This is a genomic window from Rhizobium changzhiense, assembly GCF_013087625.1.
GTDB lineage: Bacteria > Pseudomonadota > Alphaproteobacteria > Rhizobiales > Rhizobiaceae > Rhizobium > Rhizobium sophorae.
Genome location: NZ_JABFCQ010000002.1, coordinates 152,059 through 169,065, shown reverse-complemented (window position 1 = coordinate 169,065; position 17,007 = coordinate 152,059). Strand labels below are relative to the sequence as shown.

Sequence of the window (17,007 nt, the reverse complement as noted above, 5' to 3'; positions counted from 1 at the left end):
AACGGAGCCGCGGTAGGGTTCCCCTATGACGATGATCGATATTATCAAATGGGCCTTCCTGTTTCTGGCCCTGAACCTTTTAGTATTCTCGATCTATTTCAGGGACAAGCAGGCGGCGCGCCACGGCAAGCGGCGCATCAGCGAGCGCACACTTCTCTTGCTGGCGCTGATCGGCGGCAGCCTTGGCGCGGTGGCGGCACAGCAGTTGCTGCGGCACAAGACGAGAAAGGAGCCGTTCCGGTCAATCCTGGCGGCGATCCTGATCCTGCACGGCGCGCTGATTGCCATCCTGGCCTTCGTGCCGCAATGGGGCCTTCTGCTTCCTCAGGATTTTTGAAGCGTCAGAATTCCTGGCCATATCCACCTTGGCCGTCCGAAACGAGCTGTTTCGTCAGTCCAACGGAGGGCACGTCGCGGTCGAGCTTTGGATTGTAGGCAACCGAAAGCCAATGAATGCTATAGCCGTGCTTCTGGAAGAAGCCGATCGCCTCGCTATTGCCGGAATGGGTCTGCATCGCCGCCTTCTCGAAGCCCTGATCGGCAATCTCCTTTTCGATGCGGACGAGAAGGGCCGAACCGAGACCCTGGCGGGTGAATGCGGGATCGATCCAGAAATCCGAGATGGTTTCGTCCAATCCCTCACGCGCCGCCCAGCCCGCGACCTGGCCGTTCTGCTCGACGACGGTGATGGTCAGCCAGTCGTTTTCCACGAAGTTCCGGAAGGCGTTGCGCGCCGCGTCGATCATCGCGTCCGATTCGCCGATCGACGCCATCGCCTTTTGCCAGGCCCTGAGCCCGATCTCGCTCAATAGCTCCGCTTCACCGTCGCGGGCATTGCGAATGTGGATCAACGACACCTCCGCGTTACGCCTCAACTAGACCATTGAGTCGCGGATTTTACCAGTAGCTCCAACAGGATGATCGACCGAAACCGCGGTTTTCGGCTGGTTTTGAGAGGCAAACACGTCTTGACCGAATTTTCCGGGCTGAATAATAGGTCTTATCGAGGTGTTTTATGTTGAGCCTGCCTGAGACCCGGTAAAGGCCCTGCCCGCAAGTTTCCTTGCGCGCATAGGCCCGAAAAAAACGAAGCCCTGACGTTCGAATGAGCGCCAGATCGTTTTTGTGCGCCCTGCCGGGCGCGATACCGGATCTCAACATATGGACATTTCTCGCACGGAGCAGCGAATCCTGCATCTCATGGCCCAAGGCGGCCGCATCGAAATTACCCGCGACGACGACAGGAAGATCGAGGCGGTCAGTTGCTTCACTCGCGACGGCTGGCTCTATCCCGGGGTCGACCTCGATCTCTTCCGCAGGCTGAAGCGGCTGAAGGCAATCAAGTCCTCAGGCGGCCACCCCTACCGGATCACCGAAAGAGGGCTGAAGTTGGTCAGGTCTCAGCTGAACAACAGGTAATAGTGGCACTCCCGATCGCGTCTCGAACGGGGCGATCGGGGGTGTCGCCTCAAACCTTTGCAGAGAGTTCCGTCCGCATCGCCGACCACTCGTCTGCCATCGTGCCCGTGCCCCGCGCCTTGCCGGCGCGGCGATACCAGTAGTCGGCATTCCAGTCATCGCCCTCGATGCGATGGCAAAGGGCGTGCCCCCAATCGAACGGCTGTTCGCCTTCGTGGCGCTGGCAGATGTCGTGCACCGCCTGCCAATCCGCACCCATGGCGAAACCGCCGGCAGAGAGGCGATCGAATGCCTCGATTAATTGCGCAAGATCATTGTTCGCCATAAGACCCCCTCCTGGTTCCCGCTATCGGTCAGGCAACCGCTTCTCCAGATGCACCTTTTGAAGTTCAACGCCCATGCTCTTCGAAAATTCGCGGCCGCGCCAGATGATCGTGAAGCCGCAGCGTTCGTAGAGCCAGATCGCGCGCTCATTCCTGGCATGCGTGTCGAGCCTGGCAGTCGCCAGCCCCTCTGCCGCCATCAGCTCGCACAAATGAAGCAGGAGAGCCCGGCCGACGCCGTTGCCCTGGTGGTCGGGATGCACCCAGAGGTCGGACACATAATTCGGTTGATTTTCACGCGCGCCCCAGCCGAGAATCGTCCCGCCCCGTTCGGCAACGACGATCTCGCCTTTCGTTTCCTTAGGAAAGATGGCGAACTCGTGCCGCACCCTGGCGATTACATCGGGATCGAGATAGTTGTCCTCGAAGGCATCGCTGGCGGCCCATGCGGCAAAGCCGACGGCGCCGACCGTTTCGTGGTCGGCAGCCGTTATTCTTCGGATCGTTAGATCCGTTACCACCACTTGGCCGGCGTAAACCGGCCGGCTGCCTGCTCGATGACATGAGCGGTCTTGAAGAGGGTTTCCTCATCGAAGGGTTTGCCGATCAGCTGCAGGCCGAGCGGCAGGCCCTTATGGTCGAGGCCGGCCGGCACGGCGATGCCGGGCAGGCCTGCCATGTTGACCGTCACCGTGAAGATGTCGTTCAGATACATCTTCACCGGATCGGCGGCGAGGTTCTCATCGGCAACGCCGAAGGCCGACGACGGCGTTGCCGGCGTCAGGATGGCATCGACACCAGCGTCAAAGGCGAGTTCGAAATCGCGCTTGATCAGCGTGCGCACCTTCTGGGCGCGGATGTAATAGGCATCGTAATAACCGGCCGACAGCACATAGGTGCCGATCATGATGCGGCGCTTGACTTCCTTGCCGAAGCCCGCGGCACGCGTCTTCTCATACATGTCGACGATATCCTTGCCGTCGACGCGCAGGCCGTAGCGCACACCGTCGTAACGCGCGAGGTTCGAGGATGCCTCGGCGGGAGCGACGATGTAATAGGCCGGAAGGGCATATTTTGTGTGCGGCAGCGAGATGTCGACGATCTCGGCGCCGGCATCCTTCAGCCAGGCGATGCCCTGGCGCCAGAGGGTCTCGATCTCATCCGGCATGCCGTCGACACGGTATTCGTTCGGAATGCCGATCTTCATGCCCTTCAGCGACTGGCCGAGAGCTGCTTCGTAATCCGGCACCGGCAGATCGACCGATGTCGTGTCCTTTGCGTCGACGCTTGCCATCGACTTCAAAAGGATGGCGGCGTCGCGTACGTCGCGGGCGATCGGGCCTGCCTGGTCGAGCGAAGAGGCGAAGGCGACGGTGCCCCAGCGCGAGCAGCGGCCATAGGTAGGCTTGATGCCGACGGTGCCGGTGAAGGCAGCCGGCTGGCGGATCGAGCCGCCGGTATCGGTCGCGGTGGCGCCGGCGCAAAGATGCGCGGCGACGGCTGCGGCCGAGCCGCCGGAGGAGCCGCCGGGCACGAGCTGCTGGTTGGAGCCTGACGCACGCCAGGGATTGATCACCGCACCATAATACGAGGTCTCGTTGGAGGAGCCCATGGCGAACTCATCCATGTTCAGCTTGCCGAGCATGACGGCGCCGTCATCCCAGAGGTTCTGCGTCACGGTCGATTCATAACGCGGCTCGAAACCATCGAGAATGTGGCTGCAGGCCTGGGTGTGAACACCGACGGTGGCGAAGAGATCCTTGATGCCGAGCGGAATGCCTTCGAGTTCGCCCGCCTTGCCGGTGGCGATGCGCGCGTCGGAGTTCTTCGCCATGACGCGGGCAAGATCCGGCGTGATCTTGATATAGGCGTTCAACCGGCCATTGGCCGCATCGATCGCCGAGATATAGGCTTCGGTGAGTTCGATCGCGGTGATTTCCTTGGCGCGCAGCTTCTGGCGGGCTTCGGCAATGGTCAGGCTGGTGAGTTCGCTCATCGTGTTTTCGCTTCAGATCTGGAAATGGCAACAGGGTCGGAAAGAGGCTTCGACGCCTTATTCGACGACTTTCGGCACCAGGAAAAAATTGTGGTCGGTGACGGGCGCATTGGCGACGATATCGGCTGCCTTGCTGCCGTCGGTCACCTCATCGCTCCGCTTCTTCATTGCCGTCGGGGTCACCGACGTCATCGCCTCGACGCCGTCGACATTCACTTCGGAGAGCTGCTCGACGAAGCCAAGGATGCCGTTCAGCTCGCCGACCATGCGATTTGCCTCGTCCTCGGAGACGGCAATACGGGCAAGGCGGGCGACGCGCTTCACAGTGGCAAGATCGACGGACATGGCATTCTCCGGATAGGATTTTTCCTACCCGCTATAAAGGCCATGTCCGCCGTGTGCAACGGGGTTTCGTCAGATCGACAGGCTCTCGGAAGGCCTGATTGCCTTCACATCCGTCTTCGATCCCTCCATGCCGGCAACGAATTTTTCAGCCGTCTGGTCGATGATCGGAAAGGTGCCGTAATGGCAGGGGATCGCGGTCTTGAAGTTGAAATAGCGCCGGCAGGCAAGTGCTGCCACCGCGCCGCCCATGGTGAAGCGGTCTCCGACCGGCACGAAGCCGATATCAGGCTGGTGCAATTCATTGATCAGCGCCATGTCGGAGAAGATATGGGTATCGCCCATGGCAAGGATCGAGGCTTCGTCGTCGAAATGCAGCATCAGGCCGTTGGCGTTGCCGAGCGCATGCGAGACGCCGTCCTCGGTGATCTGGGCGGAGGAGTGCAGCGCATTGGTGAAGGTCGCCGAGAAGCTGCCGAGTGCGATCGTGCCGCCGGTATTGCCCATCTCGATCTTGTCGACGCCCTTGGAGCCGAGCCAGGCGGCGAGATCGGCATTGGCGAGAACGACGGCGCCGGTCTCCTTGGCGAGTGCCACGGTATCGCCGACATGGTCGCCATGGCCATGCGTCAACAAGATATGGGTGATGCCTGCGGATACATCCTTGATATCCTGGCTGGAAAAGGAGGCGTTATAGCTGAGGAACGGGTCGAGCAGGATCTTCGCCTTTGATGTCTCGATGCGGAAGGCGGAATGGCCGAGCCATGTGATCTTCATGAAATCTCTCCTTTATTACGTGATGTAAAAGGCGGTTTGGATGAGAGATCCGGATGATTTTGGGCCGGATCGGCCCAAAATCTGAATCCGCATCTCAATCAAAGAATTGGAGCATGATGTCGTCCGAAAACCGCTCACACTTTTCGGCATCATGCTCTAAGGACATATCTCATACGGCCGCAAAGAAAAGCGGCGGCGACTTCAATTTGTTTTGACGGGATGAAACGGCGATGACGGTGCTGACGATCGAGGAAATGGCCGAGATGCTTGCCCCGCGACAGGCGATTGCCGGCCTCGATCTCGGCACCAAGACGATCGGGCTTTCGATGTCCGATCTCGGGCGGCGTTTCGCCACGCCGCGCACAGTGATCCGCCGCGTCAAGTTCACCATCGATGCCCAGGCGCTGTTGGATTTCGCACAATCGGAAAAGGTCGCAGGCTTCATCATCGGCCTGCCAATGAATATGGACGGATCAGCGGGTCCGCGTGTGCAGGCGACGCGCGCCTTCGTGCGTAATATGGAGCAGAAGACGGCGCTGCCCTTCGTCTATTGGGATGAGCGGCTTTCGACGGTTGCCGCCGAACGGACGCTGCTCGAAATGGACGTCTCGCGCGCCAAGCGGGCCGAACGGATCGATTCGGCCGCGGCAAGCTTCATCCTTCAAGGCGCGCTCGACAGGCTTTCCTTGCTGGCAAGGTCTGACGGAGATGAATTCAGCGCCTGACGCGCCTTCCACCAGGCGATGATCGACTTGCGCTTCCGAAGGCCGATAATGGCGAAGACGACGAGGCTGTCCACCGCGATCGCGCGGGCAACGAGCGGCGGGATGGTCTCCGGCGGAATGCCGAGCGCCTTGCCGTAAAGCTCGAAGGTCAGGTCATGGACCTGCCGGCTCAGCATGAAGATGCCAAAACTCATGTCGTAATAGGAGAGCCAGTACCATCCGCCCAGAAAGACGATGGGACCGGCCCAGAAGATCAGAAACCACTTCATGCGGCCTCTCCTCCATGCTTGCGCGCCACGGGCAGATCGAGGGAGACCAACCAGGTCGACAATGCCATGATGCAAAGCACCAGCGCGGGAATTGCGATATCCAGCGCCAGGACTGCGAAAAACATCATCGCCGTCACCAGAAACGCGACTTTAGCGACCTTGGTTCCCATGGGCGTCACTCGGGGACTCTACTCATACTATCTCTGCTCACCGCCACACTGTCGGGTTAAACACCCCCACGCAACGTAAACCATTTGTTAAGGTTAACGTGAGGCCTGCCCCCTGTGGATGAGGCAGGTATCAGCCATAGACGCCGCGCACGATGCGCTTCAACGCCGTCGCCGCCTTCTCCCAGTCCTTGGGCGTTTTCAGCGACAGGCCGGCGCACTGCCCGCCGGCTGCGGCGGCGAGCACAAGGTGCTGGATCGCGGCGATGACGACGGCATTGACGGCCGTTGCATCCACGCCCTTCGGCGGCGCCAGCGAGCCGCGCATGCGCTCGAGCCACAAGGCGAGCGCCTTCGAACGCGCCTCGGACAACCGCCTCACCTGCTCGGTGTTTTCCGATATCTCCCAGGCGAGGATGCGGCGCATCAGCGGATCGTTTCTCAAGGCGTCGAGGAGAAGAAGCGACAGCCGCTCCATCAGGTCGCCATAGGTGAGCAGGAACATGCCGCCGGCGTCTTCCGGAATGCGATCCTTCACCCATGTGCCGAGATCGGCGCCGATCGCTTCGATCAGGCCGTCGAGGCCGCCATAATAACGATAGATCAACTGCTTGTCGCAACCGGCGCGGCGGGCGACCGCGTTGATGCCGAAATTCTGGAAGCCTTCCTCGGCGAGCAGCCCCTTGGCGGCGGCAAGAATTGTGCGCTCGGTGGCGCCGCGATCACGCACGCGCCGTTCCGGCCCCTCGCCGGTCCCAGGTGAATTTTCAAGATTTACGGCTTCATTCAGCATGATCGACCCTTCCCCGCTGTCACCAACCGGTGAGTAGCGGGGAGGCTTCATGCAATCAATCCTATCCCTTTGGGAAGATTGTGGATATTCCAGCCGGACCGATGATTGTCCGTCGAACGGATGTGGATGGCTGCACGTTGAGCGGATCGGATCGGTTCAGAAATCTCGTCCTGGCGGTTGATCGCGATGGACGAACCCGGCATAGCTACATTATGAACAATTCTAATATTCTCCACTAAGGCCCTGCAATGGTGAACTATATCGAAGCCTCTACCGCGCCCCCGAAGAATACGGGCGCCATCCGGCTTTATGACGCGCAAGCATTCGAGGGCATGCGCAGGGCATGCCAGCTGACCGCGCGCTGCCTCGATGCGCTTGCCGACATCGTCAAGCCCGGCCTGTTGACCGATGAGATCGACAGGTTCGTTTTCGATTTCGGCATGGATCACGGCGCCTATCCGGCGACGCTGAACTATCGCGGCTACACCAAATCGACCTGCACCTCGATCAACCATGTCGTCTGCCACGGCATTCCGAACGACAAGCCGCTGCGTGACGGCGATATCGTCAATATCGACGTCACCTTCGTGCTCGACGGCTGGCATGGCGATTCCAGCCGGATGTATCCCGTCGGCGTCGTCAAGCGTGCTGCCGAGCGGCTGCTCGAGGTCACGTATGAATCGCTGATGCGCGGCATTGCCGCCGTCAGGCCCGGCGCCCGCACCGGCGCGATCGGCGAGGCGATCCAGACCTATGCCGAAGCCGAGCGCTGTTCAGTGGTGCGCGATTTCTGCGGCCATGGTGTCGGCCGGCTGTTCCACGATTCGCCGAACATCCTGCATTACGGCCGCGCCAATGAAGGGCCGGAGCTGCGCGAAGGCATGATCTTCACCATCGAGCCGATGATCAACCTCGGCCGACCGCATGTGAAGGTGCTGGCCGACGGATGGACGGCGGTCACCCGCGACCGCTCGCTCTCAGCCCAGTACGAACATACGGTCGGCGTCACCTCCGACGGCTGCGAGATTTTCACGCTGTCGCCGGGTGGGCTCGACCGCCCCGGCCTGCCGTCGCACAACGGGTGACGGTCCGATGGCGAAGGGGCCTGTTTCGACATCTTCCGACGACGAGCTGCCTTTCGAGACGCAAGAGCCCATTGCCGCCGACGAACGTTCGTTCTTTGCAGGACAGCCCCAAAAACCGTCGGTAACGAATGCCAGGACCGCCCTGCCCGCCTCGCTTGTTGGCCAAGAGCATTATCACGGCCATCGCGAGCGGTTGCGTGACCGCTTCCGCGAGCTCGGCGACACCGCGCTTGCCGACTACGAAATCCTCGAGCTGCTGCTTTTCCGCCTGATCCCGCGGCGCGACACCAAGCCGATCGCCAAGGCGCTGATCGAACGGTTCGGCTCGCTCTCCGGCGTCTTCGGTGCGCCTCAGGCGCTGCTGATGGAGGTCAAGGGCGTCGGCGAGGCCGTGGCGCTCGACCTGAAGCTGATCTCGACTGTCGCCCACCGGACGCTGAAGAGCGAACTCAGGAGCAAACAGGTCCTGTCCTCGTGGTCTTCGGTTATCCAGTATTGCCATGCCGCCATGGCGCACGAGACCCGCGAGCAGTTCCGCATCCTCTTCCTCGACAAGCGCAATGTGCTGATCGCCGACGAGGTGCAGGGCCGCGGCACGGTCGACCATACGCCGGTCTATCCGCGCGAGGTGGTCAAACGCGCACTTGAGCTTTCGGCAACGGCGATGATCCTCGTGCACAACCACCCCTCCGGCGATCCCACGCCATCGCGCGCCGACATCGACATGACGAAGGTGATCATCGATGCGGCCAAGGCGCTCGATATCACCGTCCACGACCACGTCATCATCGGCAAGGATGGCCATGTCAGCCTGAAGGGGCTGAAGCTGATCTGAACAAACACTGCGGCCGGTCGCCGACGAGATGCAGAGCCCCGGCGCGTCGATCATGCCCCGGTCCATCCCGCGAGAAGACTGAGGAATGCTGGAGTTGACAGCAGTCGGTGGTGCGGGATTGTATGCAGTCCTGCACCACCACAGCCTGGACAATGCCCGCCCGAAATACCGAGAAGATGAAGCTCCATGACGATCCGCAGCGGCAACACCGATCGATCGACCCGGCTCTGCCGCGACGTGCTCTGCCTCGATGACTTTGAAATAAAGGCGCGGCGACATCTGCCAAAGCCCCTGTTCGGTTATATCGCCGGCGCAACCGAGACGAATGCGTCGCTACGGCATAATGCAGAGGCTTTCCAGGCCTATGCCTTCCGGCCTCGTGTCCTTCGGGACGTCTCGAAACGCAGCACCGAGACGAGCCTCTTCGGCAAGACCCATGCCGCACCCTTCGGCATCGCGCCGATGGGTATCAGCGCGCTGATGGCCTATCGGGGTGACATCGTGCTCGCGCAAGGAGCGGATCAATCGGGAATCCCGATGATCATAAGCGGTTCATCGCTTATCCCTTTGGAAGAGATCGCTGCGGTTTCGCCGCAAGCATGGTTTCAGGCCTATCTGCCCGGCGAACCCGACCGTATCGACGCTCTCATCGATCGCGTCGGCGCGGCCGGTTTGCAGACACTTCTGCTGACCGTGGACACAGCCACGCTGCCAAATCGTGAAAACAATGTAAGGGCCGGATTTTCGACGCCTCTGCGTCCCGGTCTCCGCCTGGCATGGCAGGGCATCTCGCACCCGCGCTGGACTACCGGCACATTCCTGCGCACGATCGCCCGGCACGGCATTCCGCATTTTGAAAATTCCTATGCCACAAGAGGCGCGCCGATCATCTCCTCGAATGTGACGCGCGATTTCGGCAGGCGCGACCATCTCAACTGGAACCATCTGGAGCGGATACGCAACCGATGGTCCGGCAAACTTGTGGTCAAGGGGATCATGCATCCTGACGACGCGGCGCGGGCTGTCGACACCGGGGCGGATGGAGTGATCGTCTCCAACCATGGCGGCCGCCAGCTCGACGGTACCGCATCTCCCCTTCAGGTCCTTCCGGAGATTGCGTCCCGTGTTGGAGACAGCGTTGCCGTCATGGTCGACGGCGGTTTCCGACGTGGAACGGACATCATGAAGGCCCTCGCACTCGGGGCCTGTTTCGTGTTCGTGGGCAGGCCGTTCCTTTATGCCGCAGCCGTTGCGGGCCTACCGGGCGTGCTTAAGGCGGCCGATATCCTGAAGACGGAATTGCATAGCAATATGGCGTTGCTCGGCGTCACCAAAGTGAGCGATATTTCCGCGGACTACATCACCCGCGCATGAAATGCCGTCGCGCCGTCGAGCATGGCTGGCGCCGCCTGCCGGTGTCCGTCGGCTACGACCCATGGCGTAAAGCTGTTTCCCGAAGGGCTCACTTGCCCGAAAAAGCACCCGTCAGGACCAATCAGGCCGCCGTAAAACAATCTGTAACATTGACCGGCTAACGATGGACGGGCGACATTTTGCGTTGCAAAATGATTCCTTTCCAATCCGGGGCTTGATGATGTTTCAGTACGATCTCGTTGTGGTGGGTAGCGGTCCCGCAGGGCGCCGCGGCGCGATCCAGGCTGCGAAACTCGGCAAGAAAGTGCTCGTCATCGAGCAGGGCAAACGCGTCGGCGGCGTGTCGGTCCACACCGGCACAATTCCCTCGAAGACGCTGCGCGAGACTGCGCTCAACCTTTCCGGCTGGCGTGAACGCGGCTTTTACGGACGGGCCTACCGCGTCAAGCAGGAGATCAGCGCCGAAGACCTGCGTCGTCGCCTGCTGATCACCCTCGACCATGAGGTCGAGGTGCTGGAGCACCAGTTCGCCCGCAACCGCGTACAGCATATTCGCGGCAAGGCGAGTTTCATCGATGCGTCGACGCTGCAAGTGATCAAGGATGACGGCGAGACCACGCAGGTCACCGGCGCCAGCGTGCTGCTTGCCGTCGGCACAAAGCCGTTCCGCCCCGATTACATCCCCTTCGACGGCAAGACCGTTCTCGACAGCGACGAACTGCTCGACATACAGGACCTGCCGCGATCGATGGTCGTCATCGGCGCCGGCGTCATCGGCATCGAATATGCGACGATCTTCAGCGCGCTCGACACCGCCGTCACCGTCATCGACCCGAAGGCGACGATGCTCGACTTCATCGACAAGGAAATCATCGAGGATTTTACCTACCAGCTGCGCGACCGCAACATGAAGCTGCTGCTCGGCCAGAAGGCCGACAAGGTGGAGACGCTTGAAAACGGCAAGGTCGAGCTGACGCTCGACAGTGGCCGGCGCCTGACGACCGACATGGTGCTGTTCGCCGCCGGCCGCATGGGCGCGACCGACACGCTGAACCTTCCCGCCATCGGCCTCGAAGCCGACAGCCGCGGCCGTCTCAAGGTCAATCCGGAAACGTTCCAGACATCGGTTGCCAACGTCTACGCCGCCGGCGACGTCGTCGGCTTTCCAAGCCTTGCCTCGACCTCGATGGAACAGGGCCGCATCGCCGCCCGCGTCGCGATCGGCGCGGTCGCCAAGGAACCGCCGAAATATTTCCCCTACGGCATCTATGCCGTGCCGGAGATTTCGACCTGCGGCCTGACCGAAGAAGAGATGAAGGAGCGTGGCATTCCCTATGAATGCGGCATCGCCCGCTTCCGCGAAACCTCGCGCGGTCACATCATGGGCCTCGACACCGGGCTTCTGAAGCTGATCTTCTCGCTGAAGACGCGACGCCTGCTCGGCGTGCATATCGTCGGCGAAGGCGCCACCGAACTGGTGCATATCGGCCAGGCCGTGCTTAATCTCAAAGGGACCGTCGAATATTTCGTCGAGAACACCTTCAACTATCCGACGCTCGCCGAAGCCTACAAGATCGCCGGCCTCGATGCCTGGAACCGGATGGGCGACATCAAGTCGGAGCTCTAAAGTCCGTCGCATCGTCGAGGGAACTGCCGTCTAGAGCAATTCCAGGAAAAGTGTGAAGCGGTTTTCCGTCCGGAATTGCGTAAAAGCAAAAGGATAGAGCGGTTCTGCGCTTCCGCTAAAAAGCTGAACCGCTCTAAGTCCGGCCGCCAAAACGGAGCCGTATCGTGTTGCGCATCATTTCATTGAACGCATGGGGCGGTAGGCTGCATGAGGCCCTGATTACCTACGTCACCGAGGGAGATCCCGACGTGCTGTGCCTGCAGGAGGTTTTGCGCACACCCGGCAGCCGCTCGGGCTGGTCGATCTATCGGGACGGTGATGTCGAGTTGCCGCAGCGCTTCAATCTCTTTACCGAGATCAGCACCGCCCTGCCCGGCCACGACGGCTTCTTCTGCCCGACATCGAGAGGCGAACTCTTCGACGGCGATACTGCCATTGTCGCCGAATTCGGGCTGGCGACCTTCGTGCGCAAAACCCACTCCGTCATCGCCCAAGGGCTGGATTTCGTGCATGGCCGTTTTTCCGCCGATGGCTGGGGCGAGCATCCGCGGCCGCGAAACGCCCATTGCATCCGTCTCTTCAGCCATGAGCACGCTTCTACCGTGACCATCGCCCACATGCATGGCCTGCGCGATCCCGCAGGCAAGGGCGACACCCCGGCGCGCGACGACCAGGCCGTAGCACTGGTCAAGCTCATCGAGCGCGTCTGGCCCGGCGACGAAGGGCTCATCGTCTGCGGCGATTTCAACGTGCTGCCTGACAGCGCGACCTTTGCGATTCTCGCCCGACTCGGGCTTTCCGACCTTGTCACCGGAAACGGCCTTGTAGACACGCGGACCTCCTACTATCTGAAGCAGGGCCGCTTTGCCGACTACATGCTGGTGACGCCAGGGGTGAAGGTTGCCAAATTCGAGGTGGTCGAGGCGCCCGAAGTCTCCGACCATCGCGCATTGCTGCTCGATATCGGGTAGTATATTGAGGAATGATACACTTCGCGACGCGTTTGCGCGCCGTGCCGTTTTTTTACGCCTTAGTTTGACCGCCTAAATCGCATTGATACGTCGTGCTTGTATATGCCTTCAACGCCATTTTGCCTTCGGGCAAAAGCTTCTAAAGAAAGATAGATACTCTTGTCCCATGTCTTGGAAGCTGCGCGCAGACGTTTTCAGCTGATCCTGATCAAGCCGTCGCATTATGACGACGACGGCTACGTCATCCGCTGGTGGCGGGCGATGATCCCCTCCAATTCGCTCGCGGCGCTCTACGGCATTGCCGCCGAATGCGCCGAGCGCAAGGTGCTCGGAGACGATACGGCGATCGACATCACCGTGATCGACGAGACCAATACGCGGATCGATATCGCCGGACTGCTGGCGCAATTCAAGCGTCACGACAATTTCGGCATGATCGCGCTCGTCGGCGTCCAGACCAACCAATATCCGCGCGCCCTCGATATCGCCCGCCCCTTCCGCGATGCCGGCCTGCCGGTGTCGATCGGCGGCTTCCATGTTTCCGGCTGCCTGTCGATGCTGGATGGCAAGGCGGTCGGGCTCGACGCCTGCCGCGACATGGGCATCTCGATGTTTGCCGGCGAGGCCGAGGGCCGGCTCGACATGGTGCTGCGCGACGCCGCCGCCGGCGAGCTGAAGCCGCTCTATAATTTCATGAACGACCTTCCCGGCATCGGCGGCACGCCGGTTCCCTTCCTGCCGAAGGACAATATCCAGCGCACGCTCGGGCTCAGCACCAGCTTCGATGCCGGACGTGGCTGTCCCTACCAGTGCTCGTTCTGCACCATCATCAACGTACAGGGACGCAAGTCGCGCTTCCGTTCGGCCGACGACGTCGAAAAGCTGGTGCGGATGAACTGGGCGCAGGGCATCCACAAATTCTTCATCACCGACGACAATTTCGCCCGCAACAAGGATTGGGAAGCGATCTTCGACCGGTTGATCGAACTCAAGGAGCGGGACGGCATTCCGCTCGGCCTGATGATCCAGGTCGACACGCTCTGCCATAAGATCCCCAATTTCATCGAGAAATCCAGGCGCGCCGGCGTCACCCGCGTCTTCATCGGCCTCGAAAACGTCAATCCGGACAATCTGACCGCCGCCAAGAAGAACCAGAACAAGATCACCGAATACCGCAAGATGCTGCTCGCCTGGAAGGCACAGGGCATCATGACGCTCGCCGGTTATATCCTGGGCTTCCCTGCCGATACGCCGGAATCGATCCGCCGCGACATCGCGATCATCCAGGAAGAGTTGCCGCTCGACGTCATCGAATTCTTCATCCTGACGCCGCTGCCCGGCTCCGAGGACCATCAGGTCCTGTGGAAGAAGGGCGTCGAGATGGATGCCGATCTCAACATCTACGATGTCGAGCATGTATGCACCGCGCATCCGAAGATGAGCAAGCAGGAATGGGAAGACATCTACCACGAGGCCTGGGCGCTTTATTATTCGCCTGATCATATGAAGACGCTGCTGCGCCGCGCCGTGGCGACCGGGGTGCCGCTCGCAAGGCTCGTCAAGGTTCTCGTCTCCTTCGCGACCACCGTGCCGCTGGAAAACGTGCATCCGTTGCAAAGCGGGCTGCTGCGCCTGAAGACGCCGTCGGAGCGGCGCCCGGACCTGCCGCGTGAAAATCCGTTGGTCTTCTGGCCGCGCTTTGCCTGGGAAACCTTCCGCAAACACGCTTCGCTCGCCGGCACGATCATTGGCCTGACGATTTCGGCATTTCTGATTTCAAGGGATGCGAAGTCGAAGACCTATATGGATCAGGCTCTGACGCCGGTCGCCGATGACGAAGAAGAAACGCTCCACCTCTTCACACAGACCGCCGGCGGCGCCGCAGCCGTCAGCCATGTCAGGAAAGTTGCGCAACTGACAGCGCATTGAGCAGTAATTCTGAACGGCTGCTGACCCGAAAACATGGGCGGCACCAAACTCTAAAGCCAATGTATGTCGCTAAGGCGCGTCGCATGAATCAAGTTTGACAACGCGCTTTGAAGGCTCCGACTTTGGTGGCCCTTTAAGCCACTTGGATCATCTTGGTCGTTTCGGCCACTTGCAGCGTGTCGACGAATTCGACGATCTTGACCGGTTTCCCATCTCGGAAATGGATCTTGTCGACGAATTCCGTATGGAAGCTCACGCCCGATGGAATGTGCCTGACCTCGCCTTCGCGGTGGGCAAAGACCATATGCTCATCTTCGTCCACATAGATGCCGGCTGTCCCGATATTCGATAGATCCCACACTGCGATTAGCTGCGTTATCGCCTGGCGAAAAGCATGCCCGCTTGATTCAGTCGAAAACGGCGCCATCCGTGTACTGCCGACCATGCGAAAGGTGCAATTCTCGCCGATCAGCGCCAGCGTAGCTTCGACATCGCCACGGTCACGCACAGCATAGATTTCCTCCACGAGCTTCTTCATGTCATGCTTTGCAGTCATTTCAGGTCCTCCTACCATCAACGAAATCTGCATCCAATTATATGTTAATGCAACTCTTTGTTGTTCCGCATGAATAGACACAATGGAGTAGGCGGCGAGAATGAATACTGCCTTGGATAATAGAAAAAAGGCCCCGCACGATGGCGAGGCCTTCCAAACTTCATAATTGAAAAGCGATTATTCGGCGCTTTCGTCAGCCGCCTTCTTCTTCGGAGCAGCCTTCTTCTTCGGTGCGGCTTCTTCGCCTTCACCGGAGTCAGCTGCTTCGGCCTTGGCGGCAACCTTCTTCTTCGGTGCGGCCTTCTTGGTTTCGGCCTTGGCTTCGCCTTCTTCCTCGGCGAGCAGCTCTTCCTTGGTCACCTTCTTGTCGGTGACGTCGATTTCGGTCAGCAGGTGATCGATGACCTTCTCTTCGAAGATCGGTGCGCGGATCGAAGCGGCGGCACCCGGCTGGCTGCGGAAGAATTCGAGGATCTGCTTTTCCTGGCCCGGATATTGGCGCAGTTGCTCGTAGATGGCGCGCTGCATCTCGTCTTCACTGACTTCGACGCCGGCCTTTTCGCCGATTTCGGAGAGAACGAGGCCGAGGCGGACACGACGCTCGGCGAGAACCTTGTATTCCTCGCGAGCCTTCTCCTCGGTCGTGTCTTCGTCCTCGAAGGTTTTGCCGGACTGGGCGAGGTCGTTGTTCACCTGGCTCCAGATGCCGTTATATTCGGCGTCGACGAGCGAGTTCGGGGTCTCGAACTTGTACATCTCGTCGAGCTGGTCGAGGATCTGACGCTTCAGCTTCTGGCGGGTCAGCGAGCCGTACTGCGATTCGATCTGGCCACGGACGATTTCCTTCAGGCGGTCGGCGGATTCGATGCCGAGCTTGGAGGCGAGTTCGTCGTTGATCTCGACATCGGCAGGTGCTGCAACTTCCTTGACGGTGACGTCGAAGGTCGCTTCCTTGCCGGCGAGGTTCTTGGCCGGGTAGTCGGCCGGGAAGGTCACGGTGATGGTCTTCTCGTTGCCGGCCTTGACGCCGACGAGCTGGTCTTCGAAGCCCGGAATGAAGCGGCCGGAGCCGAGCACCAATTCGGCGCCCTGGTCGGTGCCGCCTTCGAAGGCTTCACCGTCGACCTTGCCGACGTAATCCATGGTGATGCGGTCGCCATTCGCGGCCTTGCCGGTCTTGGTCTCATAGGCGCGGGCGCTTTCGGCGACCTTCAGGACCTGCTCGTTGACTTCGTCGTCCGAGATGTCGATGACTTCGCGCGTGACCTTGATGCCCTTGACCGACTTCAGTTCGATCGGCGGCAGCACTTCATAGGAGAGCGTGAATTCGAAATCCTGCTCGGCGGCGAGGATCTTGTCGGCTTCGTCCTTGTCTTCCGTCATGGCGATTTCCGGCTGCGTGGCCGACTTCTCGCCGCGGCTGGACAGGATGGCGGCCGGCTGCTCGCGGACGATCTCGTTGACGAGGTCGGCCATGATCGACTTGCCGTAGACCTTCTTCAGGTGAGCAGCGGGGACCTTGCCCGGACGGAAGCCGTTGATGCGAACCTTGTCCTTCACATCGGCAAGACGCTCATTCATCTTGTCTTGCATGTCCTTGGCCGGGATAACGACCTTGATTTCGCGCTTCAGCCCTTCAGCGAGCGTTTCGATAACCTGCATGTCTTCCTACCTTCATTTCGTGGCGGCCGTGCCCAGACGCCGTTCGTTTCGATGAGCACGACGCCGGCGATCCTGCCGCGCGTGGCTTTTCCCAATTCCATATCATTCCGCCCAAAGCGGAATGGCACTCGCGGGCTATTCGGGACAACTCTCAATT

Annotated in this window: 20 protein-coding genes; 9 read left to right on the top strand and 11 right to left on the bottom strand. The window is 60.4% G+C overall.

Features of this window, described 5'->3' with window-relative positions; genetic code table 11:
* The first annotated feature begins 25 nt into the window (after positions 1–25).
* A complete protein-coding gene (locus G9X68_RS10195; protein ID WP_171602291.1) occupies positions 26–337 on the top strand; it encodes a DUF1294 domain-containing protein in 312 nt (103 codons plus the stop codon).
* A gap of 4 nt (positions 338–341) precedes the next feature.
* Here the strand turns inward: G9X68_RS10195 and G9X68_RS10190 are convergent, their stop codons facing one another.
* Complete coding sequence (locus G9X68_RS10190) at positions 342–851, bottom strand: GNAT family N-acetyltransferase (RefSeq protein WP_130682417.1); 510 nt, start codon at positions 849–851, stop codon at positions 342–344.
* Positions 852–1,161: 310 nt separating this feature from the next.
* Between G9X68_RS10190 and G9X68_RS10185 the strand changes: the two genes are divergently transcribed.
* Complete coding sequence (locus G9X68_RS10185) at positions 1,162–1,419, top strand: YjhX family toxin (RefSeq protein WP_168308764.1); 258 nt, start codon at positions 1,162–1,164, stop codon at positions 1,417–1,419.
* Positions 1,420–1,468: 49 nt separating this feature from the next.
* Here the strand turns inward: G9X68_RS10185 and G9X68_RS10180 are convergent, their stop codons facing one another.
* The 5 genes from G9X68_RS10180 to G9X68_RS10160 form a co-directional block, all read right to left on the bottom strand.
* On the bottom strand, positions 1,469–1,744 hold the full coding sequence (locus G9X68_RS10180; RefSeq protein ID WP_168308763.1) for a hypothetical protein: 276 nt from the start codon (positions 1,742–1,744) through the stop codon (positions 1,469–1,471).
* A 21-nt stretch (positions 1,745–1,765) separates the two neighbouring features.
* Positions 1,766–2,266: a GNAT family N-acetyltransferase gene (locus tag G9X68_RS10175; RefSeq protein ID WP_171602290.1), complete on the bottom strand. Its 501-nt coding sequence runs from the start codon at positions 2,264–2,266 to the stop codon at positions 1,766–1,768.
* Positions 2,257–3,738 carry an Asp-tRNA(Asn)/Glu-tRNA(Gln) amidotransferase subunit GatA gene (gene gatA, locus G9X68_RS10170; RefSeq protein ID WP_171602289.1) on the bottom strand — a complete coding sequence of 494 codons (1,482 nt, stop codon included), beginning with the start codon at positions 3,736–3,738 and terminating at the stop codon, positions 2,257–2,259. Before gatA ends, G9X68_RS10175 begins: the two co-directional genes overlap by 10 nt.
* A gap of 57 nt (positions 3,739–3,795) precedes the next feature.
* Complete coding sequence (gene gatC, locus G9X68_RS10165) at positions 3,796–4,083, bottom strand: Asp-tRNA(Asn)/Glu-tRNA(Gln) amidotransferase subunit GatC (RefSeq protein ID WP_171602288.1); 288 nt, start codon at positions 4,081–4,083, stop codon at positions 3,796–3,798.
* 69 nt (positions 4,084–4,152) lie between these two features.
* Positions 4,153–4,857: a metal-dependent hydrolase gene (locus G9X68_RS10160; protein ID WP_171602287.1), complete on the bottom strand. Its 705-nt coding sequence runs from the start codon at positions 4,855–4,857 to the stop codon at positions 4,153–4,155.
* Between the two features lie 230 nt (positions 4,858–5,087).
* Between G9X68_RS10160 and ruvX the strand changes: the two genes are divergently transcribed.
* Complete coding sequence (gene ruvX / locus G9X68_RS10155) at positions 5,088–5,582, top strand: Holliday junction resolvase RuvX (protein ID WP_168316804.1); 495 nt, start codon at positions 5,088–5,090, stop codon at positions 5,580–5,582.
* Here ruvX and G9X68_RS10150 read toward each other — a convergent pair.
* From G9X68_RS10150 to G9X68_RS10140, 3 genes are all read right to left on the bottom strand, one after another.
* Positions 5,519–5,851: a DUF6105 family protein gene (locus G9X68_RS10150; protein WP_003558937.1), complete on the bottom strand. Its 333-nt coding sequence runs from the start codon at positions 5,849–5,851 to the stop codon at positions 5,519–5,521. The two genes, ruvX and G9X68_RS10150, sit on opposite strands and share 64 nt — an antisense overlap.
* Positions 5,848–6,021 carry a hypothetical protein gene (locus tag G9X68_RS10145; RefSeq protein WP_171602286.1) on the bottom strand — a complete coding sequence of 58 codons (174 nt, stop codon included), beginning with the start codon at positions 6,019–6,021 and terminating at the stop codon, positions 5,848–5,850. The genes G9X68_RS10150 and G9X68_RS10145 overlap by 4 nt, the downstream gene beginning before the upstream one ends.
* A gap of 130 nt (positions 6,022–6,151) precedes the next feature.
* Positions 6,152–6,811 carry a TetR/AcrR family transcriptional regulator gene (locus G9X68_RS10140; protein WP_171602285.1) on the bottom strand — a complete coding sequence of 220 codons (660 nt, stop codon included), beginning with the start codon at positions 6,809–6,811 and terminating at the stop codon, positions 6,152–6,154.
* 248 nt (positions 6,812–7,059) lie between these two features.
* Between G9X68_RS10140 and map the strand changes: the two genes are divergently transcribed.
* The 6 genes from map (at position 7,060) to G9X68_RS10110 (ending at position 14,632) form a co-directional block, all read left to right on the top strand.
* On the top strand, positions 7,060–7,896 hold the full coding sequence (gene map, locus G9X68_RS10135) for a type I methionyl aminopeptidase (RefSeq protein ID WP_003558931.1): 837 nt from the start codon (positions 7,060–7,062) through the stop codon (positions 7,894–7,896).
* A 7-nt stretch (positions 7,897–7,903) separates the two neighbouring features.
* Positions 7,904–8,731 (top strand): RadC family protein, encoded by an 828-nt coding sequence (gene radC, locus G9X68_RS10130; RefSeq protein ID WP_171602284.1) that lies wholly within the window; start codon positions 7,904–7,906, stop codon positions 8,729–8,731.
* A gap of 186 nt (positions 8,732–8,917) precedes the next feature.
* Complete coding sequence (locus G9X68_RS10125) at positions 8,918–10,105, top strand: alpha-hydroxy acid oxidase (RefSeq protein ID WP_171602283.1); 1,188 nt, start codon at positions 8,918–8,920, stop codon at positions 10,103–10,105.
* 220 nt (positions 10,106–10,325) lie between these two features.
* Complete coding sequence (gene sthA, locus G9X68_RS10120) at positions 10,326–11,732, top strand: Si-specific NAD(P)(+) transhydrogenase (RefSeq protein ID WP_168316679.1); 1,407 nt, start codon at positions 10,326–10,328, stop codon at positions 11,730–11,732.
* Between the two features lie 167 nt (positions 11,733–11,899).
* A complete protein-coding gene (locus tag G9X68_RS10115; RefSeq protein WP_171603042.1) occupies positions 11,900–12,703 on the top strand; it encodes an endonuclease/exonuclease/phosphatase family protein in 804 nt (267 codons plus the stop codon).
* Positions 12,704–12,862: 159 nt separating this feature from the next.
* Positions 12,863–14,632 (top strand): B12-binding domain-containing radical SAM protein, encoded by a 1,770-nt coding sequence (locus tag G9X68_RS10110; protein WP_129420718.1) that lies wholly within the window; start codon positions 12,863–12,865, stop codon positions 14,630–14,632.
* 133 nt (positions 14,633–14,765) lie between these two features.
* Here G9X68_RS10110 and G9X68_RS10105 read toward each other — a convergent pair whose 3' ends face one another.
* Both G9X68_RS10105 and tig read right to left on the bottom strand, forming a co-directional pair.
* Positions 14,766–15,188, bottom strand: a complete 423-nt coding sequence (locus G9X68_RS10105; RefSeq protein WP_171602282.1) for a nuclear transport factor 2 family protein — start codon at positions 15,186–15,188, stop codon at positions 14,766–14,768.
* 177 nt (positions 15,189–15,365) lie between these two features.
* Positions 15,366–16,850: a trigger factor gene (gene tig, locus G9X68_RS10100; RefSeq protein ID WP_171602281.1), complete on the bottom strand. Its 1,485-nt coding sequence runs from the start codon at positions 16,848–16,850 to the stop codon at positions 15,366–15,368.
* Between the last annotated feature and the right edge of the window lie 157 nt (positions 16,851–17,007).